Source organism: Nocardia vinacea NBRC 16497, from assembly GCF_000308835.1.
GTDB lineage: Bacteria > Actinomycetota > Actinomycetes > Mycobacteriales > Mycobacteriaceae > Nocardia > Nocardia vinacea.
Genome location: NZ_BAGN01000429.1, coordinates 93,595 through 116,147, shown reverse-complemented (window position 1 = coordinate 116,147; position 22,553 = coordinate 93,595). Strand labels below are relative to the sequence as shown.

Below are 22,553 nucleotides of genomic sequence, written 5' to 3'. Positions count from 1 at the left end.
CGTTGTTATTTGCTACTTCGGCGGCACATATGCCGGAACGGGTGCGCCGCCATATGGTGTCGGGATCGACAGCGGGCCCTGCGGTGTCGGATCGGCGGTCGTCAGCGGATCGACTCCGGCCGGTGGGTGTGCGGTGTCGTCGCCGGGGGGCCGCGGTGCGTTGCGCGCGCCGCGCGGCACCAGGGTCGGATCCGGGTCGGTGCAGTAGGCGTACAAGTAGGGTTCGGGATGGTTCGCGAGGGTGATGGGCAGGCGCGGCAGGTTGTAGTCGCATTGCTTTCGCGGATAGATGCTGGCGATCGCCCACACCGCGCCGTCGTGGAATGCGGTGCCCAACGCGTCCGCTGCCGACCCGGCCCGATGCGTGGGGAAGAACAGATCGTTCATGGCAGGCACGTGTACGTACGACATCTGGGCCACGGTCGCGAGATTCCCGAGCAGTTGGACCATGGTCGGGGAATTGTCGGCGATGATCTGGTCCATGGTGCGCAGCATTTCCGGCGCGGTGTCGAGCAGGGTTTCGAACCCGCCCGTCATCGAATTCACGCCCGCGAGAGTGCGTTCGAGATCGGCCGCGGTAATCGCGAGGCCCGGTCCGAGGTCGCGTGCGGTGCCGAGCACCACCTCGCTGTTGCGCAGCAGGCTGACGGTCTGCGGGAGTACCGCACCGAGTGTGGTGATCATGAAGGCGCCGCCATCGATGATCGCCGCCAGCTTCTCCGGCGCCGCCGAACTCGCGCCCAACTCGTGCACGATCGCCTGAAGCTTGTCGGGATCGAGTTGTGCGATGGTGCCGGTGAGGTCGCCGAGCAACTGGGCCAATTGCACCGGCACCGTGGTCCGGTCGGCGCCGATGACCGCACCGGCGGCCAGATACGGGCCGCTGGAGGTGGCGGGGACGAAATCCAAGTATTGCTCACCGGCCGGTGAGAGTCCGGCCACCCGGACCGTGCTGTCGGTCGGGATCCTGGCGCCTGCCTCGATCGATGCGACCGCGACCACGTCGTTGCCGTCGAGATCGACCGAGGTCACCCGGCCGACGCGGACACCGCGCACGGTAACGTCCCGGTCGGGCAGCAGACCACCGGATTGGGCCAGGTGGACCCGGATCTGATAGGTCGAGGCGAACGGGTTCAGCTCGAGCGATCCGAACACGACATACGTTGCCCCCACAATCAGCGTGGCCACCAGGGCGATCAAGGAGACGACCAGCCGATGACGGACCAACCGGTCGGTGACCGCGAGGGCCACGCTCGCCGCCGACTCCACGCGCACCTCGAAGGACCGATTCGGCTCCGGGCGCTTCATCGTCCCGGCCCGATCACTCGGCCGTACAACCGGCCCAACGTGTACGCCAACGAACCGGCGAAGTCGGCCCAGTCGGTCTGGTCGGGCACCCGGGCTTCCGGGTTGCCCGGGAAGTTCGGGTCGGGCACCGCGCCGAGCGCTATCTGGTAGATATCGGCGTCGGCGCCGGCGGCGGTGGAGTTGGCCACCTTGCCACCGACAAGGGCCAGGGTGTAATTCAGCCCGTCGAGGCTGGCTCCGGGGTCGGTCGCGGCGGTGTTGAGTCCGGCGGCGAGATTGTTGAGATCGCTTACCAGGCTGCGCTTTCCGGTGCCGTTGATCGACGGGAACTTGGTGAGCTGGCCGGCGATCCGATTCAACTGGGCGGCGATATCCACGATGTCCTGAGTGCTGGCGGCCACGACATCCAGGGCCGGGCCCGCAGCGGCGACTACGTCGTTCACCACCGACTGTTGCGCCGCAACGGTGGCGGTCAGTGCGGCGGTGTCGTGGACCACCGCCCGGATCTGGTCCGATCGTGCCGAGAGGGTCTGGACCAATGCGGTCGTCTGGGCGATCAGCTCACCCATGCGATCACCCCGCCCACCGAATTCGGCGCCGAGACCGTTGATCACCTTCGTCAGATCGCGGATCACGCCGCCGTTGACCAGCAATGCCGCCCGCGTGAGCACTTCCTCGATGGTGGCCGCCGCCGAGGTCGACGATTGCGGAATGCTGTCCCCATCGTGCAGCACACCAGCACCGGGAGCCGGATTCGGTGGCGGGTCGAGTGCGACGAACACATCGCCGAGCGGTGTGGCCGAGCGCAGTTCGGCGGTTGTGCCCGCCGGTAGCACGACCTCGGATCGGATCCGCAGGGTGACGACGGCGGCATAGTCGCGTGCTGTCATGGACTCGACCTCCCCGACATCGGCGCCGTCGACCTTCACCTTGGCCTTGGTCGGCAGATTGAGCGCGTTGGCGAAGGTAGCCGTCAGTGCGAAGCTGTGTGATCCGACCGATGGCGCGGGCAGCGGCATCCGGTCCAGCCCCACCGAACACCCGCTCGCCGGAGCCGCGGCCACGAGTGCGACGGCGGCAGCGGTGAATGTTGTTTTCCTGGTGCTCATTTCGGCAAACCCGCGATTCCGGCCAGCATGGCCACGATGCCGAAGTCCGGCCCCATATCGGACATCTTCCCGGTGTTGCAGCCGAGCTGTTTCAGGTCGAGCAGGTTGCACACTTGCTTGACCATCTGCCCGTCCAATGCGACCTTGTCCACATTCACGTGCACCCGGCCGGCGCCCACATTCGGGTCGATCACGGCATAGGCGTTGTCGACGACCAGCGGGAACAGGTCCATGAATTCCGCTACGTTGCGGTTGTAGTCCGACAGACTCTGGAAGATGACGTTGGCTCCGCTCGCCGTACCGGCCAGCGTGCCGCGATTGCGCTGCATGAGATCGGTTGTCCGGGCGATGATTTCGTTCAGTTTTGGGCCGGTGTCGCCGGTGCCGAGGTTTTGTTCGGCGAGCAGGTCGCTCAGCTGGCGGACTCCGGCGCCGAATTCGCGAATCGTCTGGTCGTTGCTCGCGGCCGCGGCGGTCAGCGAATCGAGGTTGTGCACCAGCGTGGTTATGGCGTTCTTGGTGGCGGCGCCGTGATCGTCGCCCATGCGCATCGCGCGGGACAGTTGATCCAGCGCGGCCTTGATCTGCTCGCCGTTGTCGGTCGCCACCGCCGCACCGACATCGACCGCGTCGGCGATCGGGCCGTGCCCCTGCCCGTCGCCCTGCAGTGACGTGGACAGCTTGTCGGCCATCGCGAGCAGACTGTCGAATTCGACCGGAGTCTTCGTCCGATCGGTACCCAGCGTCGCCCCGTCCGCCAGTGTCGGTCCGCCGCGGTAGACCGGAGTGAGTTCGATGTGCCGGTCGGTCAGCACCGAGTCCGACACGGTCACCGCCGTGACGTCGGCCGGAATCCGCACCGAGGCATCCACGTTCATCGTCACTTCGACATAGGAGCCGCGTTGCGCGATGCTCGCCACTTCGCCGATCCGCATGCCGAGTACATCCACCGGATTCCCGACGAAAACACCGGCGGCACTGTCGAAATGCGCTGTCACGGTGACTGTTTCGCGATTCAGCAGGGAAAGCGGAGCGCTGGCCGCGCCGACGATCAGCGCGGTGGCCGCGAGGATGAGAACCAGCTTGAAGGGACGGGGTAATGATCTCATCGACAGTCCTCCGAATAGGGCGGCAGCTGGACCTGCGCGCGGCCGACCAGCGCGCACATGAAGGAGTCGACGAACGCTCCCGAGGACGCGTTGGCGTCCAGTTCGGGCCCGGAGCCGGTCACGTCCGCCCAGCTGCGCCAGGGAACCGGAAGGATCTGCAATATGTTTCGCAGCAGGTCGTCGTGCCGGCTGAGCATCTGCACCAGCTGGCTCAGGTTGTCGAGCAGCGATTGAATTTCCGGCTGGTCGTCCACGACGATCGGCTGCAGCGTCCGCACCACATTGCTGGTGGCCGCGATGAGAGCCGCGATGGCCTGCCGTTTTGCCGCGACCTCCCGCAGCAGGTCGCGGCCCTGGTCGACCAGCACGCCGAGGCCGGCCCGCTGGTTCTCGATGACCGTGGTGAGTTGGCTCGTGCTGGTCAGCAGTGTGCCGATCTGCCCGCGACGCTCGGCGATCACACCGGACAGCGTCGTGATGTTCTGCATCACCGACGGAATCAGCTGCGGCAAACCGTGCAGCTGGGTGGACAGTTCGGTGAGCGCCTGCCCGACCTTGTCGGCATCGACCTGATCGAAGGTGGTCGTCGCGTCGGCGAGGGCCGACTGCAGATCGTAGGGAACACTGGTCTGCGCCAAGGGGATTCGGCCATTCGGCAGTGCACCGGCACCGGCCGGTGCAAGTTCCACGTACCGATTGCCCAGCAAGGTGGTGAGTTTGATCGCCGCGGTCGTGGCGGGGCCGAGTGCCACATTGTCGGCGATGCTCAGCATTGCCGTCACGTGGTCGCCGGCCAAGCGCAGCCCGACCACATGGCCCACCGGCACCCCCGCCACGGTCACCTGATCGCCGGCACCGAGCTGCGCGGCCTGTGCGAAGTCGGCCTCCAGGCGGCGTTCACCGATATCGAGCGAATTGACGACCAGTGCGGCGACGACCGCGACGACCAGGAGGGCGATCGCGGTGAATCCGAGCCATGGCCTGTTGAGGTCTTCGAGTTGCCGACGCCCGATTCGCGTGCGGCCCTTGTGATTCCACGGTATACGCATGTGGTCACCTGCACTTGGAGGTGTGTTGGGCCACCCCGCCTGGGGTCACCGCGTCGACTATTTGCGGAATCAGCGGTGTCAGACCCGGGACGATCGACAGGGTCACATCGCAGACGTAGGCGTCGATGTAACCGCCTGCCTGCGATATGCGGGCCAGCCCTTTGAGGATCATCGGCAGGTTGTAGCCGAGGTACTCGAACTTCGCCTTGTTGTCCAGGAAGTGCTGCGCGAATCCCGGTTCCCGATTCAGGAAGTCGACGAGGGTGGGCTGGTCGGCGGCGACGATCTCGGACGCCCGGCCGACCACCGTCGCGATCCGGTCCACGGAATCGAACAATGCCTGCTGATTCTGTTGCAGGCCTTCGAAAACGGATCGGGTCCGGTCGATCACGGTGGTCAGATTCCCGCTCTGCTGGGCGAGGTTGCCCACGATGGTGGCGAGGTTCGAGATGACCTGGCCGAGTACCTCGTCCGGCCCGGCGAACGATTCCGCGAGCCGGGTCGTCTCGGCGATCAGCGTGGTGATCGAGCCGTTGTCGCCCTGCAATGCCTTGATCAGGGCGCCGGTGATGTTGTCGACCGCGGTCCGGTCCAGCGTGCCGAACAGCGGCTCGAAACCGTTGAGCAGCTTGGAGATATCGAACGACGGCTCGGTGTGGTCGACGGGGATTTCGGCGCCCGGTTTCAGTACGGTGGGGTCGCCGTGGTTGCCCATCGCCACACCGAGATAGCGCTGACCGATCAGGTTCTGATACGTCACCGATACGGTGGTGTTCCCGGTGAGCACCTGATCGCTGTGGATGCGGAAACCGACCCGCGCGAGCGTCCCCGCCAACTCGACCGATTCGACCCGGCCGACCCGCACCCCGGCCATCCGGACGTCATCGCCGACGCGCAGGCCGGATACGTTGGTGAACAGTGCGGAGTACCTGGTGGTTTCGCCGCTGATGCCGCGCTCGAGGGTGACGGCGACCGACCAGCTGAGCAGCGCCGAACTGATGAGGAAGGCGATAAGCACGAGCAGTGATCCGCGGTAGTTCATCGGGTGCCTTCGTTCGGGTCCGGCGTGATCGCGACGGTGGCGCCGCGGGCGAGCGGACCGAACAGGATGTCCGCGGCGGCATTGGGTTCGCCGCCGAGGATGCCCGCGATCCGCTCCTGTTCGGCGGCGCTGCCGACCGGCCCGATATCGCTGCTCAGCAGGGAGTTCGGTGGCTGGAAGCGGCGTGGATCGAAGCCGGGCGGCAAGCCTTCGGTCGAGGCGGGTGCCGTGGGGACGCTCGCGCAATTGGGACCGGCCAGCTCGCCGTAGCGGGGGCAGTCCGCCGACGTGTACTGCCGGTTGGGTGTCAGCTGCAGAATGACGCGCGCGTTGATCCGCTGTGTTTGCGGATTCCACAACTCGTTGAACCGGCCGGTCATTCGCGTGAGCGAAGTACTGATCTGCGGAAATTTGCTCGCGCCGTCACCGAGTGCGCCGAGGGCCGGTGAAATATGCGTGGTGATATCGATGATCTTGTCGGTGTTGTGGTCGAGTGCGGTGCCGACGGTGCCGAGCGTGTTCAGGCCGCCGGACAGCAGCGCGGTGAGTTTCGCCCGCTGCTCTGCCAGCGTCTGCAGCGGGACTATCGCGTGGTGCATGGCGTCGAGCAGATCCGGTGCCGTCGACTGGAGTTCACGCATCGCGGCCGAGAGCGAGTCGAGCGTGGACGGCGCCGCGTCCACGGAGACGACCTTGTCCAGTTCGACGACGATATCGCGCAGCCGTGCCGCCGCATTCTCGATGCCGGCGCCGCGCCCCTCGGTGGCCTCGGCGAGGGTTGCCAACATGCCCACCGCGTTGTCGGTGTCCTCCCGACCGACCGCGGCGATGATCCGCCGCAGCTGATCGAGCGAGGTCTGCAGGCGCACGGTCGCCAGGCTGTGATCCTGGCTGATCCGGGCATCCGAACTCAGCGGCGCCGCCGCACCGTTGTAGACGAGTTGTACCGACGGCACCGCGAATACGTTGCTCGGCACCACCCGCGCGGTTACCGTGCCCGGAATCGCCTGCGCGAAGTGCGGACTCAGCTCGATTCGGACATCGTTCATGCCGGTGACGGCGGCCGGCGTCACCGCCGTCACGAACCCGACCCGAACCCCTTGGAATTTCACATCCGACTTGGTGGGCAGCCCATCGCCCACATTGGCCATGACGGCGGTCACCGTCACGGTCTTGCGAAGTGCCCCACGGGAATTCGCGACCATCACGGTGGCAGCGGCCGCGATGACGACGGCGCAGCAGACACCGGTCACCAGCAGACGAACCGAGGAGGGGCCTCGGCCGTCGGGTTCGAACATGATCGACACGAAAACCAACTCACTCTCGCGGCGCGGATGCGTCTCGTGGCGTGAACCGGATGTGTAGATCGGTGAGCCCGCGCAGGATGTAGGTGGGCTCGTAGCGGTAGCGGCGATCGTCCGCGGGACCGTGCTCGTCGGCATCGATCGTGATGTCCAGCATCCGATCCAGGATGCGTTCGAGCGATACCCGACCCTCCACTCGCGCCAGCGGACCACCGGGGCAGGAGTGCACACCACGGCCGAAGGCCATGTGCTCGCGGAAGTTCGCGCGATCCAGACGGAACTCGTGCGGGTTCTCGAACCGGCTCGGGTCGCGGTTGGCCGCACCGGGGCAGACCATGAGCGTGGATCCGGCCGGTACGTCGACGCCGCCGACTTCGGTGTTCCGGCGGGCGAGCCGGAAGCCGCTCTTGACCGGGGCGTGCATGCGCAGCGTCTCCTCGATGAATACCGGGATGCGGCTGCGATCGGCACGCAGCGCCTGCTGCAGCTCCGGATCGTCACCGAGTACGCGCACGGCGGCGGCGAGCAGCTTGGCGGTCGTCTCCTGGCCCGCGGCGAATACGAAGGTCGCCGAACGGACCACATCGATGACCTCGGGGGTCGACCCATCCGGATATTTCGCCAGCGCCAGCGAGGTCAGCACATCGTCGCGCGGCTCGCGTCGCCGATCGCTGATATAGCCGCTGAACTTTTCGTCGAGCCACTCCAAGGGATTCATGCCGACCGACACCTTGTCCAGCGCACCGACCTGGCTGCCGGGCCGATCGGCGCCGAGCACGACCCGGAACTCCTGGTGGTCCTGCTCCGGAACGCCGAGCAGGTCGGCGATCACCAAGAGCGAGAACGGTTTCGCGTACTCGGCGACGAATTCGGAGCGGCCGTTGGCCAGGAATTCGTCGAGCTGGCGGTCGGCCAGCCGCCACATGAACTCCTCGTTCTCCTTCAGTCGCACCGGTGTCAACAGCCGGTTCAGCACCGACCGTGCATAGGTGTGCTGTGGCGGATCCATCGTGACCATGTGCTCGTACATGGGCAGCTGGGTGCGGTGTTGCTCGATCTGCGCGCTGATGTCCTCGCCCTCGGGCTCGAACGGCAGCGGTGGGAACGGGCCACCTACCGCGATGCACGAGGAGAACGTGTCGGCGTCGCGCATGACCTGGGAAACTTCCTCGTATCCCGTCACCGCGAGGACGTTGTAGTGCGGTTCCCGCGTCACCGGGCACTTGGCGCGAAGGTGGTCGTAATACGGATAGGGATCGGGCACGAGTGCCGGATCGGTGAAGTAGTCGATGGTGTCGAAATCGGTCATCGTCGGCTCCTGGGTCGGGAGGTCACGGGTATTCCACGGTGATCGAGGTGGTCTGGGGAACGGCCTGGCAGGTGAGGATGTAGCCGGCCGCGACGTCGTCATCGGTCAGCGCGTCGTTCACCTTCATCACGACCCGCCCGTCGACGAGGGTGGCCATGCAGGTTCCGCAGTTGCCTGCCTCGCAGGAAAACGGTGGTGTCAACCCGGCCCGGCGTGCGGTTTCGAGCACCGTATCGCCGGCTCGGCCGGGCTGTGATGTCGTGGCACCGTCCAAGTGAATTGTCACAATTCCATTTGCCACCGCATTGTGAGGTAGCCCGGGTTCGGCCGGCGCGGGAGTGTGCGGGATCAACATCGATCGCGAAATCACTTTCGTGGGATTATGGTGGCAGCGCAATGCGGAGAAAGCTGCTCGAAATCGAATCCGGTCTTCCGATCCGACTCGCTACGCCGATGATTGTGCGCGCGGCCACAGATTCGGTCAATAGGTGCGAGTAAATATTTTTCGCGGCTGCCGATTCGTATTTCGGGTACGCTGAGTCGCACCCGAACCGCGCGGTAATCGGAGGGTGCATCGAATTCGGGAACCGATAATTTCGGTCACCCGTTCACGATAATTTCTATTTCTGTTCAGTGATCGGATTTACGATCAGAAATACCACCCCCCGTTACCACTGGGGCGCGGTGTTGCCGCGACCCGGCGGACGGTAGGGCAGTGCTCGGGATCTGTTAGCCCGCGTTCGGTCGAGGCACGGCGCCATCCTGCGCCGCCGCCGATGCGTCGGCGTTCCGGTCGTATATGAACGGCGCGGCGACCTCCGGACCCAGCACCAACGGCTCCGGCTGGTCGGTGGCGCTGCGCCGCTCGCGTACGGCCCGGTCCTGCGCCGTGTTGTCCGCGGTGAGCCGTCGCACGGTGCGCTCGAGTATCGGCAGGATCTCGTCGACATCGAGAGTCTTGTCCGCGACCCGCCCGATCAGGGCGTAGACCATATTGGGCAGTATCAGTGTCATGTCCTCGATGTAATCGGGATCGGCACCTTCGAAGATCTGCGCGGCTACCGGTAGGACAGTCGCGAACCCATCGATGCTCAGGCGCGCACCGCCCGGGGCCGAGTTGGCCCGGTAGAACGCTTCGAGCATGGTGGGGTTGCGCTCCCACGGTTCGAACACATGTCGCAGGATCCGTATCACGCCATCGCCGATCGATTCCTCGGGTATGGGCGGGGCGATATCGGGATAGGTGTTGGTGGCCATCCACTCGTGGACCGCGGCGATGATCAACGCGTCCCTGGTAGGGAACAGCTTGTACACCGTGGCGAGCGATACGTGGGCGCGTCGCGCTACCTCGCGCAGTTGAACGGCGTCGTAGCCGTCGGTCTGCAACAGGGCGAGCACGGTCTTGATGATCTTCTTCGACGGAATCCGTGCTGCTGTCCGACTCACGCGAGAACTGTAACACGGTTACTATGGTAACCGTGTTACTGAGTCGATGGAACGCTTTCGAGATCGAATCTCGAGGTATTCGGTCGGCGGCGGCCCGGCTCCGCGGCGGGATGGATCGGCCGATCAGTGGCGTGCAGTGGCCGCGTCGATCCGCCGTGCCGGACCGCGACGATCTCTGCGCCGATGGCGACGGCGGCCTCGGCGGCGGTCCGCCCACCGAGATCGAGGCCGATCGGGGAGTGCAGGCGAGCCAGCTCGGCATCGGTGACTCCGGCCGCGCGCAGCCGGGTCCGGCGGTCGGCGTCGGCGCGCCGCGAACCCATGGCGCCCACGTAGGCGATCGGCAGTCGCAGTGCGATCTCCAGCAGTGGGATATCGAATTTCGGGTCGTGGGTGAGGACGCACACCACGGTTCTGGCGTCGATCGGAGTGTCCGTGAGGTAGCGGTGCGGCCAGCGGACGACGACCTCGTCGGCATCCGGAAAACGATCCCTGGTCGCGAATACCGCACGCGCATCGCACAGCGTGACCCGATAGCCGAGCAGGCCGCCCACCCGGCACACCGCCGCGGCGAAATCGGTTGCCCCGCAGACGATCATCCGTGGTGGTGGGGCGAAGGACTCGACGAAGATCGTCGATTCCCCCTCGTCGCAGCCGATCCGGCGTACGCCGGTGGCGCCGATGTCCAACATGGCACGGACCTCGGCGGCGACGCCATCGTCCAACGGCGCTCCCACGGTGCGGTTCGGATCGACCGTGGTCACCGCCCCGCTGTCCAGATCGCGAACCAGCGCCACCCGGCCCGTTCGCAGCGCCGCCTCGACGATCGGATAGTCGACCGGGCGCACCCGATGGACGAACACATCGATAGTGCCGCCGCAGGTCAGGCCGACCGCGAAGGCGTCGGAGTCGGCGTATCCGAAACTCGCTCGCATCGGTATGCCCGAGCGCAGGACTTCTCGGCACAGATCGTATGCGGCGGCCTCGACGCAACCGCCCGAGATGCTGCCGACGACGGTTCCGGCGGTATCGACGGCGAGCGTGGCGCCGGCCGGTCGGGGCGCGCTGCCGGTCACCCCGACGATGGTCGCGAGCGCGTATTGCGTATCGGTCGCATGCCAGCGCAGTAATGACGCGGTCAGTTCCCGCATGCTCGACCCTCTCGACGACATCGGCGCGGCGGTAGGTGCTGTGGAAGAACCATAAGTGCCCAAGATAAGATCATAATTCTCAGTTCAGGCATATTACACTCTTGACACCGTTATAGGCGCGGTGCTAGACAATTCCTCAGCGGCGATGAGCGGCTCCGAGGGTGCCGGCTCGCAGTGATCTCGAACGGAATGCGATGCCCTTTTTCCCTGCTCCCAGATTTTCATCCCCGTAGTGCATATTTCTTCCGGCGGCGCGTTTCCGAACCCCCTTACCCGGTGGTGGCGGCAACGCTCCGCACAATGAATGGGAGGGCCGCCTGATGACAGATATCGGGCTTCGTCAGGTGACGGAAGCGCCGTCGGCCGGATTCGTCGGCACCCGGGTGCCCAGGGTCGAAGATCTCCGATTGGTGACCGGCGCGGGCAGTTTTGTCGACGATGTGCATCGGCCGGGCATGCTGCACGCCTGCTTCGTCCGAAGTCCGATCCCACGTGGCCGCATCGTCGCCATCGATACCGCGGAGGCTTTGGCGCTCGACGGGGTGTATGCCGTCCTCACGGCCGCCGACCTGAATCCGGAAGTGCACCAGTTGTCGTACTCGCTGGACGCCCCCGGACTGCCGCCGGTGCCGCGGCCGCCGCTGGCCGAGGGCGAGGTGCGGTTCGTCGGTGATCCGGTCGCCCTCGTGGTCGCCATCGACCGGTATGTGGCCGAGGATGCGGTCGAGTTGGTGATTGTCGACTACGAACCGCTCGAGCCGGTTGTCGACTACCGCACGGCGCATGAAACCACCGAACTGGTGCATGCGCAGTGTCCGGGCAATCTGGCCGGCGCGTTGAGCGGGCGCCCGGCGGCGGAGCTGGACCCGATCTTCGGTGCTGCGGCACATGTGGTGCGGCAGCAGATCTTTCAGCAGGCCTACGCGCCGGTGCCGATGGAGACGCGGGGCCTGATCGCGGAATGGTCTGCGCCGAGCGGGGAGTTGACGGTCTGGGCATCCACGCAGGTGCCGCATGAGATCCGCGGTTTCTGCGCCCGGCTGCTCGGCATCGATGAACACTGCGTGCGGGTCATCATGCGCGATACCGGTGGCGGCTTCGGGCTCAAGGCGGCGCCATTGCGTGAGGACGCCTGCGTCGTGCTGGCCGCCCGCAAGCTGCCGGTGGCGCTGAAATGGATCGAGGATCGGCAGGAGAACCTGATGGCGGGCGGGATGGCCCGGCATGAGCACGGTGATGTCCGCATGGCCTTCGACGCGGACGGCGCCATCCTCGCCGCCGCCATCGACTACGTGCAGAATGTCGGCGCGTACCCGACGCCGTCACCGCTGACAGCCGCCATCCCGGTCGGGATGCTGTTCCCGGGACCGTACCGGGTGCCTGCCGCGACTTTTGATGTGCGGCTTATGTATTCGAACACCGTGGGACGTGTCGCCTATCGCGGTCCCTGGCAGTTCGAGTCGGTGGCCCGCGAGGTGCTGTTGGATACCGCGGCGCGCCGGATGGGGATGGATCCGGTGGCACTGAGACGACGAAATATGTTGCGACGGGATGAGTTTCCGACATTCAACCCCAACGGCATGCCGTATTCCGATGTGTCGCCGTCCGAGACCTTCGAGCAGGCACTGGCCATGCTCGACTACGACGCCTTCCGCGACCAGCAGCGGCGCGCCCGAGCGGACGGACGCTATCTCGGGGTCGGCACCTGCACCTACCTCGAACCGACCACCGGCGGCACGCCGTTGCACAGCACCGAAGGCGCGACCATTCGGATCGAACCCTCCGGGAAGGTCAATGTGTATGTCTCGGGCGGATCGTCGGGAAACAGCTTGGAGACCACCGTCATTCAGCTGACCGCTGACGCGCTCGGTGTGGACATCGCCGATGTCCACACGATTCAAGGTGATACCGCACTGACACCGTTCGGCGGCGGCACCGGCGGCAGCCGGTCGGGTTCCATGCTGGCCGGGGCGATCGCGGAGACGGCCGCCGTGCTGCGCGAGCGGATAGTGGCGATTGCCGCGCACAAACTGGGCGCACCCGTGGCGGACGTGGAGTTGACCCTCGGTCGGGCGTGGGTCCGCGGCGTGCCCGAGGTGGCGATGACGCTGGCCGAGATCGCGGATATCGCCTATTTCAACGGATATGACCTCCCGCCGGGCGTGCCCGCGGGCCTGGAGGCCAGCGGCCGATATCGGACGCCGCACATGATGATCTGGGCCAACGCGACCCATGTGTGCACCTGCGAGGTCGACATAGAAACGGGTGCTGTGACATTGCTGCGTTACATCGTCAGCGAGGACTGCGGGCCGATGATCAATCCGGATGTGGTGGAGGGTCAGATCTTCGGCGGCACCGTACAGGGCATCGGCGGCGCGCTGTACGAGCACCTCGCCTATGACGACAGCGGGAATCCGATCAGCACAACCTTCATGGACTACCTGCTGCCCACCGCGACCGAGGTGCCGGTCATCGAGGTCGGGCATGTCGAGACACCGAGCCCCGGTCCCGGCGGTTTCAAGGGTGTCGGCGAGGGCGGTGCCATCGGGTCCGCGCCCGCGGTGATCAATGCCGTGGTCGATGCCCTGGCGCCGTTCGGCGTGGAGGTCGGCCAGCTGCCGCTCTCGCCCGCGGCGATCGTGGCACTGGTGGACCAGGCGCGCACCGGTCTAACCGGGGCGGTGCCGGCATGAAGCCCGCGCCGTTCGAATATCACGCGCCGACCTCCACCATGGCGGCCGTCGAGCTGCTCGCCGAACTCGGTGACGATGCGAAGCTCATCGCCGGTGGGCAGAGTCTGGTGCCGATGCTGGCATTGCGGTTGGCGGTCCCCGAGCATCTGGTCGACGTGCGCCGCATTGATCAACTGTGCGGTATCGAGTCGCGCGTGGACTCGGTGTGGATCGGTGCGGGGACCACCCACACCACGGTCGGCCGGTCCGCGGAAGTCAACCGAGCGGCGCCACTGCTGGCACGGGCCACCCCGCTGATCGGTCATCCCCAGATCCGAAACCGCGGCACGATAGGCGGCTCGATCGCGCACGCCGATGCCGCGGCCGAATATCCGGTGGTGGCCATGGTTCTCGACGCGCGAATCGAGGCTGAATCGCCGCGCGGGCGCCGCACCCTGTCCGCATCGGACTTCTTCACCGGCATGTGGAGCACCGAACTGGCCGCCGACGAACTGTTGACCGGGATCGTCTTTCCGGCGCGGCGCGGCCGGTGTGGCTTCGCGATCGAGGAATTCGCCCGCCGCAGTGGCGATTTCGCGTTGGCGGGCGCTGCCGTGGCCGTCGGCCTCGACGCCGACTCCCGCATAGACCGGTGCGGTATCGGTCTTTTCGGACTCGGACCCGCCCCGAGCAGGTCCACCGCCCTCGAGGCGGAACTGATCGGCCGCGACATCGCCGAAGTCGCTCCCGACGAGGTCGGTCATGCGGCGACGGGACCGTTGGACGCGGTGCCGTCCGATCTGCACGGCACCGCCGACTACCGCAAACGGCTCGGGGCCGTCATGGTGGCGCGCGCCTGGCGCCGCGCCGTTGAGGAGGCAAGCAATGACTGACATCGATATCGAGGTTCGGGTCAACGGGCGGGCCCGGCGCCATCGGGTGCCACCTCGGCTGACGCTGGCCGACTACCTGCGCGAAATATGCGGGCTGACCGGGACTCACCTGGGCTGCGAGCACGGGGTGTGCGGTGCGTGCACGGTATTGCTGGACGGGCAGGCGGTGCGTGGCTGCCTGGTCCTGGCCGTGCAGGCCGACGGTGCGGAGGTGACGACCGTGGAGGGGATCGCATCGCCGGACGGCCGCCTGTCCCCGGTGCAGGCCGCGTTCCGTGACTGTCACGGACTCCAATGTGGTTTCTGTACACCGGGGTTCATCACCAGCGTGACCGCATTCCTGCGGGAAAGTCCGGATCCATCCGATGACGAGATCCGAGAAGCATTGTCCGGCAATGTCTGTCGGTGCACGGGATATCAGGGGATTGTGAAAGCCGTTCGTGCGGCCGCGGAATCGATCGCGAAGGAGTCCGCGTGAAGTTCGAGAACACCTTCAGCATACCCGCCCCCGCCGCACGAGCCTGGCGGGTGCTGCTCGACCTCGAGCGGATCGCCCCCTGCGTCCCCGGAGCCACCATCACCGGGCGCGACGGCGACGATTACCGCGGCAAGATCAAGGTCAAACTCGGGCCGGTCACCCTGTCCTATACCGGCACCATCAAGATCGCCGCGCAGGACGAGGCGGCCGGGATCGCCGTGCTCGAGGGCGGCGGGCGAGAGGCGCGCGGCAACGGCACCGCGAAGGCGACGATCACCTGTCGACTCGTCGAAAGCGGAGGCGTGACAGAGGTTTTCGTCGACACCGACCTCGCCGTCACGGGTAAACCGGCCCAATTCGGCCGAGGCGCGCTCGCCGAGGTCGCCGGCACGCTCATCGGAACGTTCGCCACCAACCTCGCGGCCGAGATCACCGCCGGGGTGCCCAGCGAGCCCGAATCCGCTTCGGCTGATGGGCAAGTCGAGCACAGTGCCGAATCGGGGATGGTCGCCGAGCCTCGCGTGTCCGCAGCACCGATCGATCTGCTCGCCGCCAGCGGAATGAGCGGTGCGGCGCGCTACGGCGCGGTCGCCCTCGCCGCCGTGCTGCTGACAGTTCTGCTGTTGCTGCGCCGTCGGCACCGGGTCGGCGGCCATGAACCCAGGGAGTGATACCGATGACCGGACGAGTCGAGGGCAAGGTCGCCTTCATCACGGGTGCCGCACGCGGCCAAGGTCGCAGCCATGCCGTGAAACTGGCGCAGGAAGGCGCCGACATCATCGCCGTCGATGTCTGTAAGCAGCTCGACGGTGTCACCATTCCGATGTCGACACCGGACGACCTGGCCGAAACGGTCGCGCTGGTCGAGGCGACCGGCAGGCGCATCGTCGCCGTCGAGGCCGATGTGCGTGATCTGGAGACCATGCAGGCTGTGGTCGACGACGGTGTCGCACAACTCGGTCGCCTCGACATCGTGGTGGCCAATGCCGGGTTGGCCAGCGATGGCGCCCCGATGGACAAGATGAGCGAACAGACCTGGCGCGACATGATCGACGTCAATATGACCGGCGTCTGGATGACCACCCGGGTCTCGGTGCCGCATATCATCGCTGGCGGTCGCGGCGGATCGATCGTGCTCACCAGCTCGATCGGCGGCCTGCGCGCCGTCCCGAATATCGGCCACTACGCCACCGCCAAGCACGGTGTCATCGGCATCATGCGCTCACTGGCAATGGAGGTGGGGGACAAGAACATTCGCGTCAACTCGATCTGCCCCACGAATGTGGCGACGCCGATGCTGCTCAACGAGCCCACCTTCCGCATGTTCCGGCCGGATCTGGAGAATCCGACCGTCGACGACTTCATCCCCGTCGCGCAGATGTTCCACGTGCTGCCGATCGCCTGGGTGGAGCCGGAAGATATCAGCAATGCGGTGCTGTTCCTTGCTTCCGACGAGGCCCGCTACATCACCGGGGTGGCATTACCGGTCGACGGCGGCATGATGCTCAAGTAGGGCAGGATATGGACTCCACCGCGACACGTTTGTCCGTCCTGCAGCGGTGGGCGCTGCTGCTGTCCTGTGCCGCGGTGGCGCTGGTCGTCGCTTCGATGGCCGCGCTCTACACCGCGTTGCCCGAGATCGCCGCGGTCACCGGCGCCACCCAGCAGCAGCTGACCTGGATCGTGGACGGCTACACCCTGGCGCTGGCCTGTCTGGTGCTGCCCGGCGGCGCATTGGGGGACCGGTACGGACGCCGCAGGATGCTGCTGATCGGTCTCGGAGTGTTCGCACTGTTTTCCGCGGTGCCGCTGCTGTTCGACGGTCCGATATGGCTGATCGCGGCTCGGTCGGCGGCCGGGGTCGGCGCCGCCCTGGTGATGCCGTCGACGCTGTCGCTGCTCACCGCCGGATTGCCGGAGAGCAGGCGCGGCGTCGCCGTCGGCATGTGGGCCGGTGCGGTGGGTATGGGTGCCGTGGGCGGGATCCTCGGTTCCGGCTTGTTGTTGCAGTTCTGGTCCTGGCTTTCGATCATGGCGGCGATGAGCGTGTGCAGCGCGCTGCTGGCCGCCACGGGATGCGTTATCCCCGAATCGATCGCGTCGTCGCGGCCCGGTTTCGACCCGTGGGGAACGGTGACCTCGGCGATCGGCGTCGGCATGATCGTGGCGGCAGCGACCGAGACACCGCAGCTTGGCTGGTCGCATCCGTTGGTGATCGGTGCCGCAATCGGTGGAGTCGTGGCGGTCGGCGCATTCGTGCTGATCGAATCGCGGGTGGCCCATCCGTTGCTCGACGTCCGGTTGTTCGCCGACCGTCGATTCGGCACCGGCACCGCCTCCGTCGCGATTCAGTTCCTGGTTTCGTTCGGCATGTTCATGCTCGTCGTTCAGTTCCTGCAATTGATTCTCGGCTACCGTCCGCTGATTTCGGCGCTGGCCATGGCGCCGATGACGATCCCCTTCGTGACCGTCTCGCCGATCTCACCGTGGCTCGCGGAACGAATCGGATTGCGGCTGCAGACCTTGTGCGGCCTCGCGCTGCTGGGCGTCGGGCTCTTGGCAGTCGCTCGATTGTCGGTCGATGCCACCTATTTCGATGTTGTCTGGCCGCTGTTGATCGTCAGCTTCGGCATCAGCTTGTCGGCGGCACCCGCCACGACCGCGATCATGGCGGGTGTGCCCGCCGACCAGCACGGCGTGGCGGCGGCGGTGAACGACGTGGCGCGCGAGGTAGGCGCCGCGATCGGAATAGCACTGGCCGGTAGCGTTCTCGCCGCGGGCTACAGCAATCGGGTCGCGACGATCCTGCCGATACTCCCACAACAGTTGCGCGGTCCGGTCTCGGGCTCACTGGTCGGCGCACTGACCGTGGCCGAACATCTAGGCCCGCAAGCGCAACCGCTCGCCGACGCGGCCAAGGCCGCATTCGTCCACGGCGTCCGCCAAGCGGCTGCCATTCTCGGCGCTCTGACCTTGGCCGCCGCACTCGCCATCAGCGCATTGGCACCCGGTCGGCTCCGAGGCCGGACCCCACCCGCTGCCGCACCGAGTCCAACCCGGATGGCCGAGCCGGACCAGCCGGATAGCCGGGCTCGACGCCGCTACCAGGGTTGGTTGGCAGCGTGATGCCGCACTGGAGGCGATTCGAGCGCACAACGCGGTGTCGACGGAGCGGATCATGCCCGCACATGTGACCGCGCTGATTCGGTTGGCGCGTCCGGTGCCGTTCGCGGCGAAGTTCCAACCCGCGTTGACGGTTGCGCCGCCCGCGTCGGAGGAAGCCCGTTCGGCCGCAAAGGCTTTGTTCGCCTCCAAGGCCCGAACGCAGGAACCACGGAATAGGCCCCTGCGTCGACGCAGCCGGCCGGAACCGCTACTGGACGGGGGTCCGAAGGTCGGACCGGAACCGCAGCGGGCGTTCACGGGCGATCTGGGGCGTGTCCTCGGCAGGTTGCAGGCGAACCGTGGCGAATAGGCGGTGAGGCTGCCAGGATGTCGGCGTGAACACAGGGGCGGCAACGGTTCTCGCGATCGAGTGGAAGGACTACGGACCATTCGTCCAAGGCACCGGAGCGGTGATCGCGGCATGTGTCGGCGCGCTCATCGCTGGCAGGTACCTGCTTCGCAACTCGAAAAAGACTCCATACGAACACCTCGACCTGCTGACGAAGGCGCGTGCTGCCTGGCCGGATGGACGCGACGGGCTCGACTCGATAGACAGGTCAATCGACTATGCCCTGGCGCAGATACGAGCGGCCGAAGGTGACACGGAAGACAACGATCCGAAACCGACACGGACCGCTGAGGAGTTGAACGCTGACCTGCGTGTTGCTATGGCAAGCAGACGCCTGGCGCGATCTTGGCTGATGCTTGGTGCCGGAATTAGCTTGGTGTACGTGTTATGGATCGGGCCTACTTGGACTAAGGCGTACTGGTGGGGGGAGATGGACTGGGCATTTGCGTTCAGGACCACCCTCAATTACGCGCTGCCGTTACTCGCCATATGCACCATGTCCCTGTATCCGGCATTCATGGTGCTGCGGAGGGTGAGACGACAGATAGCGGCTATTAACGCAAAGCAGTCCGATGATGAGACACCGCCACAGCTATTCGACTATTAGTCGGGATCAGCGGCTCGGCTCGCGGTATGTGCTCCCATTCGGTGGTGGAATGTCGGTGCCGTCCGCGAAGATCTTCGCCATGGCATCTCAGACGATCATGGCCCCGAGTGGCGAGGGTTCTGACGACGAAGACGATCGCAATCCTGACGGCCTTCCCTACAGTGGCGACCCGTCCGGTCCCCGCCCGCGGTGCGGTCGGATCAGCAACTTCAAGGTGTGCGACCCGGTCCAGATCCGCAAGAAGACTCCCGTTCGAACCGGGAACGAAACCCGGTATCTACCGCCGCAGCGAGTTGTGCCGTTGACCTGCCACGGGTGCGAGCAGGGGACCGTCGTCGTCGAAGAAATCAAATCGCGTCCGAACAGTTTGAGGCAACGCCGCTGCACTGGTGGCCCACACCCGGCAGTGCCACCGACATGGCCGACGTTCCGGATGACATCGCTGATGCCTTTCATGAGGGCCTGCGCTGCCTTACCGTCGTGGCCCCGAACGCGGCCGTGGCGATGTTCCGCAACGCACTGGCCCACATTGTCAAGGACAAGGGCAGCGCCGCCGCGCGAAAAGCGCTCGACGGAACCCTCGCCGCTGGGATTGCGCAGATGGTCACCGACGGGGCACTCATCCCGAGCTTCGGCGACTGGGCGACACATATCCGGGTTGTGGGCAACGCCGGTGCACATCAGGAGGCCTACGAGGCGGTCTCGGTCGTGGAGGCCCAGGAGCTGCAAAACCTCGTGCTGGGGTTGATCAGGTACCTCTATATCGAGCCCGCCAATCTCGCCCGCCTGCAGAAGCCGAAGCAGCGTCCTAAGACTCCGTGAACAGCTGAATCCGTGTTCTGACCCTCGATAACGGTTGTTTATCGGCGGTCAACATGTGAACGGGTGCAGCGGAAACAAGTTGGTCAGGACCTCAGTGGATGCGGGAGGATCTACACATGGGAAACGGGCAGGCGGGGCGATGTGTCTTTTGTGGCTCGACGGGTCTTTCGAAGGAGGACATCTGGCCTCAATGGATTCGCCGCGCCACTTCCCATCCGGGAGGCGATAGCTCGTCTCAGCTGATCACCCACGCGTTAATCGCTGATGCCGCTGCGGTTTCCCCCCGGAGCATCGGGTACGGCAAGGTCCGACTACCTCGCGAAAGGTGCGGAAAGTCTGTCGAGATCACTGCAACGGCGGCTGGATGTCGAGGCTCGAGGAGGCAGCGAAACCGCTGCTCTTGCCGATGATGAAAGACGCGTCAAAGCATGTGCTGTCGGTTGCCGACCAAGAGACGGTCGCACGCTGGGCGGTGAAGACCTCGATCATGATGCAGTTCACCGATGAAAGCACCAAAACTTCCCGCCCGGATGACGACATAGCCTTCTATCACGCCCGTAAAGCATTGAGTATGAACCGGGTATGGCTCGGTAGGCACGAAGGCACGCGATGGGATCGTCGGTCCTACCACGCGAAGGCGGATATCTCTGACGCGACAGGGCAACAGATCGTCAAGTTGGGCACGACTACGTTCGTGATCGACCGCTTGGTCGTGCTGGTGCTTTGGGATCCGCCGGGCCTCGTTTCTCCCTCGTTTCCGTACTCGTCGGAAATGGTATGTGTGTGGCCAACCGTGAACGAGGTCGTTTGGCCGCCTGCCGGTACGTTCACCGACGAAGCTCTGCAGCAAGCCGCGCTCTGGGTGCAGAGAGCTGCCGGACGGGCCATTCGGAGCAGGGAGCAAGCGTAATCGGTGGTCAGAATCGGGATCCGCTGAAGTTCCACCGCCGCCGAGACCGGTCGATCCTCTCAGCTTTCGCGCGGCACGACACGAAACTGAGGCGTATGGGATACACGAAAGTATGTTCGAAACATCTCTCGCGTTGGGCGACCGGGTCACCTGGTGGTCGGACACGCATGGGCGCGGTGTCGAGCCCGCGGATCCAGCGGCGGTGCGCCGTACCGGAATCATCGCCCAGGTGCACCGGAGCCCGAGCGACCCCAGCCGAATCGTGGCCTACGGCGTCGCCTGTTGCAACACCCTCCGGGAGTACCTCGTGACCCTCCGTCCCGACTACGGTCACCAGCCCACGCGGACGACGAAGTAGGGTCCTATCGGCTTTCGCGTGCTACGGCCGAAATGCTCCGTCCGTCACGGGTGTTCACGTAGACGCTCGGATCATCATCCGCGCGCGCTCGAATGACGGCGAAGACGAGACCGTCATCGGTGACGGATGCGACGGCTTCGTCGAGTCCGGAGCCCATTGAGACCGACACTGCGTCATAGGCGGCGAGACCGGTCACGGCTAACCAGCCTTCGCCGCCCTCGCCGTCACTGTGGAACCTGACTCGCAAACGTTGGAGCGGCATGTTATCCGGTGAGCGGTCGCTACGCGGCCCGGCCGGTCGCGGCGCACCGAACGTGGTGCCCTCCACGAACCATTCGCCGTCGCGCGGATCAGCGAACACGATCCATCGGCCCTGCACGCCGTCGATGAGGACGGCGGCGACATCGTCGCGGATGACGGCAGTGACCGGGCTCAGGTCCCGGTCACTGCCCGCGAGGGCTTGGGTTGCCACTGCGACCGCTGGGTGTTGCTCGAGAGTCGTCATCGGCTACGCCCTTCCGTTGTTGTCAGCAGATTGCCGCGATGGTGCTGCTGTTGTCGGGTTCGCGGTCCCAGTTGCCATTAAACGCGTTCACGATCGCCTCGGTGTGGAACTGGTAGAGGATCCCGGCCGACGAGCATGATGCCGAGTACAGCGTTTCGACGTCGGGATCGGTGCTCGTGTCGTTGCGTTCGGAGTGAACGTAGTGCTTGCCGTCTGTCGGGTCGTAGCGCCACAGCTTCGTAGTCACGTTGCGCAACGCGGGCTTTCCGGTGCAGTGCACCTTGAACCCGAAGTTGATTGGGGCTATCGAGTTGTGGTCGGTTTTCCATGGCTCGATCGCGTGGATGAAACACGTGATGTTGTCGGCCGACGCGGTACCAGCGCCACCCCCGACGAGCGTTGAGCCGATGCCGAATCCGGTGAGCAGCGCCACCCTGATCAGATTCCTCATCACTTCCCCTATCTATCTACTGACCGCTGTCTGCGGGTCAGAAATCGCCTGTCGCGCGGTTGGATTCCTCCGCTTCGACCCGCTCCCGGATGGCGTCCACGGTCCGGTCTTTTGGGATGTGCTCGGGCCATACGATCACCGCAACCACAACCCCCAGCGGCAGGCCGATTGCCAGCATCATCCCGAGCATGATCCACCCGTCGCTGATCATCGAACCTCGTTGTCTCGCACGGAGATCGGCTGTATGTCGATCACTGACGGCATGGACAGAAGGCCCTGGCGGACTTCGGTCAGAAGGTCTACATCGATCGGTTCGACCGTCGCAGCGGCAATCGCGGCTGTGGCGTCGGCGTGGAGTTCGCTGAGTTCTTCGGGATCAATCAGCCACCCGTCTTCGTCGACTAGATCCCATGATCCGTCGTCGTGCTGGAGGTAGCGCGGGGCGCCCTCCGGGGCGAGCGCCAGTTTCCGAGCGTCTTCGTCGTCGCGTCGTACGGGAAGGTTCATCTCCCGTCC

25 protein-coding genes are annotated in these 22,553 nt (G+C 65.6%); 11 read left to right on the top strand and 14 right to left on the bottom strand.

The window, feature by feature from the left end:
• Nucleotides 1-12: 12 nt before the first annotated feature.
• The 10 genes from ON44_RS46240 to ON44_RS46195 all read right to left on the bottom strand — a co-directional run bounded on the left by ON44_RS46240 (nucleotide 13) and on the right by ON44_RS46195 (nucleotide 10,827).
• Nucleotides 13-1,308, bottom strand: a complete 1,296-nt coding sequence (locus ON44_RS46240) for an MlaD family protein (protein ID WP_051183441.1) — start codon at nucleotides 1,306-1,308, stop codon at nucleotides 13-15.
• The gene (locus ON44_RS46235; protein ID WP_040701860.1) at nucleotides 1,305-2,417 is read right to left on the bottom strand and encodes an MCE family protein; all 1,113 of its coding nucleotides are present in this window, start codon (nucleotides 2,415-2,417) and stop codon (nucleotides 1,305-1,307) included. The genes ON44_RS46240 and ON44_RS46235 overlap by 4 nt, the downstream gene beginning before the upstream one ends.
• Nucleotides 2,414-3,526, bottom strand: a complete 1,113-nt coding sequence (locus tag ON44_RS46230) for an MlaD family protein (RefSeq protein WP_085998752.1) — start codon at nucleotides 3,524-3,526, stop codon at nucleotides 2,414-2,416. Before ON44_RS46230 ends, ON44_RS46235 begins: the two co-directional genes overlap by 4 nt.
• Nucleotides 3,523-4,575 (bottom strand): MCE family protein, encoded by a 1,053-nt coding sequence (locus ON44_RS46225; RefSeq protein WP_051183440.1) that lies wholly within the window; start codon nucleotides 4,573-4,575, stop codon nucleotides 3,523-3,525. Before ON44_RS46225 ends, ON44_RS46230 begins: the two co-directional genes overlap by 4 nt.
• A gap of 4 nt (nucleotides 4,576-4,579) precedes the next feature.
• On the bottom strand, nucleotides 4,580-5,617 hold the full coding sequence (locus ON44_RS46220) for an MlaD family protein (protein ID WP_040701859.1): 1,038 nt from the start codon (nucleotides 5,615-5,617) through the stop codon (nucleotides 4,580-4,582).
• Entirely contained in the window at nucleotides 5,614-6,915 is a 1,302-nt protein-coding gene (locus ON44_RS46215; protein ID WP_040701858.1) for an MlaD family protein, read from the bottom strand. The genes ON44_RS46220 and ON44_RS46215 overlap by 4 nt, the downstream gene beginning before the upstream one ends.
• 19 nt (nucleotides 6,916-6,934) lie before the next feature.
• Entirely contained in the window at nucleotides 6,935-8,230 is a 1,296-nt protein-coding gene (locus ON44_RS46210) for a cytochrome P450 (protein ID WP_040701857.1), read from the bottom strand.
• Between the two features lie 22 nt (nucleotides 8,231-8,252).
• Complete coding sequence (locus tag ON44_RS46205) at nucleotides 8,253-8,597, bottom strand: 2Fe-2S iron-sulfur cluster-binding protein (RefSeq protein ID WP_040701923.1); 345 nt, start codon at nucleotides 8,595-8,597, stop codon at nucleotides 8,253-8,255.
• Nucleotides 8,598-8,959: 362 nt separating this feature from the next.
• Entirely contained in the window at nucleotides 8,960-9,676 is a 717-nt protein-coding gene (locus ON44_RS46200; RefSeq protein WP_063721742.1) for a TetR/AcrR family transcriptional regulator, read from the bottom strand.
• A 35-nt stretch (nucleotides 9,677-9,711) separates the two neighbouring features.
• Nucleotides 9,712-10,827, bottom strand: a complete 1,116-nt coding sequence (locus ON44_RS46195) for an XdhC family protein (RefSeq protein WP_051183439.1) — start codon at nucleotides 10,825-10,827, stop codon at nucleotides 9,712-9,714.
• Between the two features lie 320 nt (nucleotides 10,828-11,147).
• Here ON44_RS46195 and ON44_RS46190 point away from each other — a divergent pair, with 320 nt between their 5' ends.
• The 11 genes from ON44_RS46190 (at nucleotide 11,148) to ON44_RS46140 (ending at nucleotide 21,081) form a co-directional block, all read left to right on the top strand.
• Nucleotides 11,148-13,520, top strand: coding sequence for a xanthine dehydrogenase family protein molybdopterin-binding subunit (locus ON44_RS46190; RefSeq protein ID WP_040701856.1), 2,373 nt, complete (start codon nucleotides 11,148-11,150; stop codon nucleotides 13,518-13,520).
• Nucleotides 13,517-14,392, top strand: coding sequence for an FAD binding domain-containing protein (locus ON44_RS46185; RefSeq protein ID WP_040701855.1), 876 nt, complete (start codon nucleotides 13,517-13,519; stop codon nucleotides 14,390-14,392). The genes ON44_RS46190 and ON44_RS46185 overlap by 4 nt, the downstream gene beginning before the upstream one ends.
• Nucleotides 14,385-14,870 (top strand): (2Fe-2S)-binding protein, encoded by a 486-nt coding sequence (locus ON44_RS46180; RefSeq protein ID WP_040701852.1) that lies wholly within the window; start codon nucleotides 14,385-14,387, stop codon nucleotides 14,868-14,870. Before ON44_RS46185 ends, ON44_RS46180 begins: the two co-directional genes overlap by 8 nt.
• Nucleotides 14,867-15,541 (top strand): SRPBCC family protein, encoded by a 675-nt coding sequence (locus ON44_RS46175; RefSeq protein WP_040701849.1) that lies wholly within the window; start codon nucleotides 14,867-14,869, stop codon nucleotides 15,539-15,541. Before ON44_RS46180 ends, ON44_RS46175 begins: the two co-directional genes overlap by 4 nt.
• A gap of 5 nt (nucleotides 15,542-15,546) precedes the next feature.
• On the top strand, nucleotides 15,547-16,383 hold the full coding sequence (locus ON44_RS46170) for a mycofactocin-coupled SDR family oxidoreductase (RefSeq protein WP_040701847.1): 837 nt from the start codon (nucleotides 15,547-15,549) through the stop codon (nucleotides 16,381-16,383).
• An 8-nt stretch (nucleotides 16,384-16,391) separates the two neighbouring features.
• Complete coding sequence (locus ON44_RS46165) at nucleotides 16,392-17,996, top strand: MFS transporter (protein ID WP_040701845.1); 1,605 nt, start codon at nucleotides 16,392-16,394, stop codon at nucleotides 17,994-17,996.
• A 52-nt stretch (nucleotides 17,997-18,048) separates the two neighbouring features.
• Nucleotides 18,049-18,345: a hypothetical protein gene (locus tag ON44_RS46160; protein WP_157187657.1), complete on the top strand. Its 297-nt coding sequence runs from the start codon at nucleotides 18,049-18,051 to the stop codon at nucleotides 18,343-18,345.
• Nucleotides 18,346-18,370: 25 nt separating this feature from the next.
• Nucleotides 18,371-18,991: a hypothetical protein gene (locus tag ON44_RS46155; protein WP_040701843.1), complete on the top strand. Its 621-nt coding sequence runs from the start codon at nucleotides 18,371-18,373 to the stop codon at nucleotides 18,989-18,991.
• Nucleotides 18,992-19,408: 417 nt separating this feature from the next.
• Nucleotides 19,409-19,813, top strand: coding sequence for a DUF4145 domain-containing protein (locus ON44_RS46150; RefSeq protein WP_051183438.1), 405 nt, complete (start codon nucleotides 19,409-19,411; stop codon nucleotides 19,811-19,813).
• Between the two features lie 364 nt (nucleotides 19,814-20,177).
• A complete protein-coding gene (locus ON44_RS46145) occupies nucleotides 20,178-20,723 on the top strand; it encodes a hypothetical protein (RefSeq protein WP_040701842.1) in 546 nt (181 codons plus the stop codon).
• Between the two features lie 112 nt (nucleotides 20,724-20,835).
• Entirely contained in the window at nucleotides 20,836-21,081 is a 246-nt protein-coding gene (locus tag ON44_RS46140; protein ID WP_157187656.1) for a hypothetical protein, read from the top strand.
• Nucleotides 21,082-21,085: 4 nt separating this feature from the next.
• Here ON44_RS46140 and ON44_RS46135 read toward each other — a convergent pair whose 3' ends face one another.
• Genes ON44_RS46135 through ON44_RS46125 form a run of 4 tightly spaced genes read right to left on the bottom strand, consistent with a single transcriptional unit; the run spans nucleotide 21,086 to nucleotide 22,544 of the window.
• Nucleotides 21,086-21,586 (bottom strand): hypothetical protein, encoded by a 501-nt coding sequence (locus ON44_RS46135; RefSeq protein ID WP_157187655.1) that lies wholly within the window; start codon nucleotides 21,584-21,586, stop codon nucleotides 21,086-21,088.
• A 22-nt stretch (nucleotides 21,587-21,608) separates the two neighbouring features.
• Complete coding sequence (locus ON44_RS46130; protein ID WP_157187654.1) at nucleotides 21,609-22,019, bottom strand: hypothetical protein; 411 nt, start codon at nucleotides 22,017-22,019, stop codon at nucleotides 21,609-21,611.
• 55 nt (nucleotides 22,020-22,074) lie between these two features.
• Nucleotides 22,075-22,248, bottom strand: coding sequence for a hypothetical protein (locus ON44_RS51235; protein WP_157187653.1), 174 nt, complete (start codon nucleotides 22,246-22,248; stop codon nucleotides 22,075-22,077).
• Nucleotides 22,245-22,544, bottom strand: a complete 300-nt coding sequence (locus ON44_RS46125) for a hypothetical protein (RefSeq protein ID WP_040701836.1) — start codon at nucleotides 22,542-22,544, stop codon at nucleotides 22,245-22,247. Before ON44_RS46125 ends, ON44_RS51235 begins: the two co-directional genes overlap by 4 nt.
• Nucleotides 22,545-22,553: the final 9 nt, after the last annotated feature.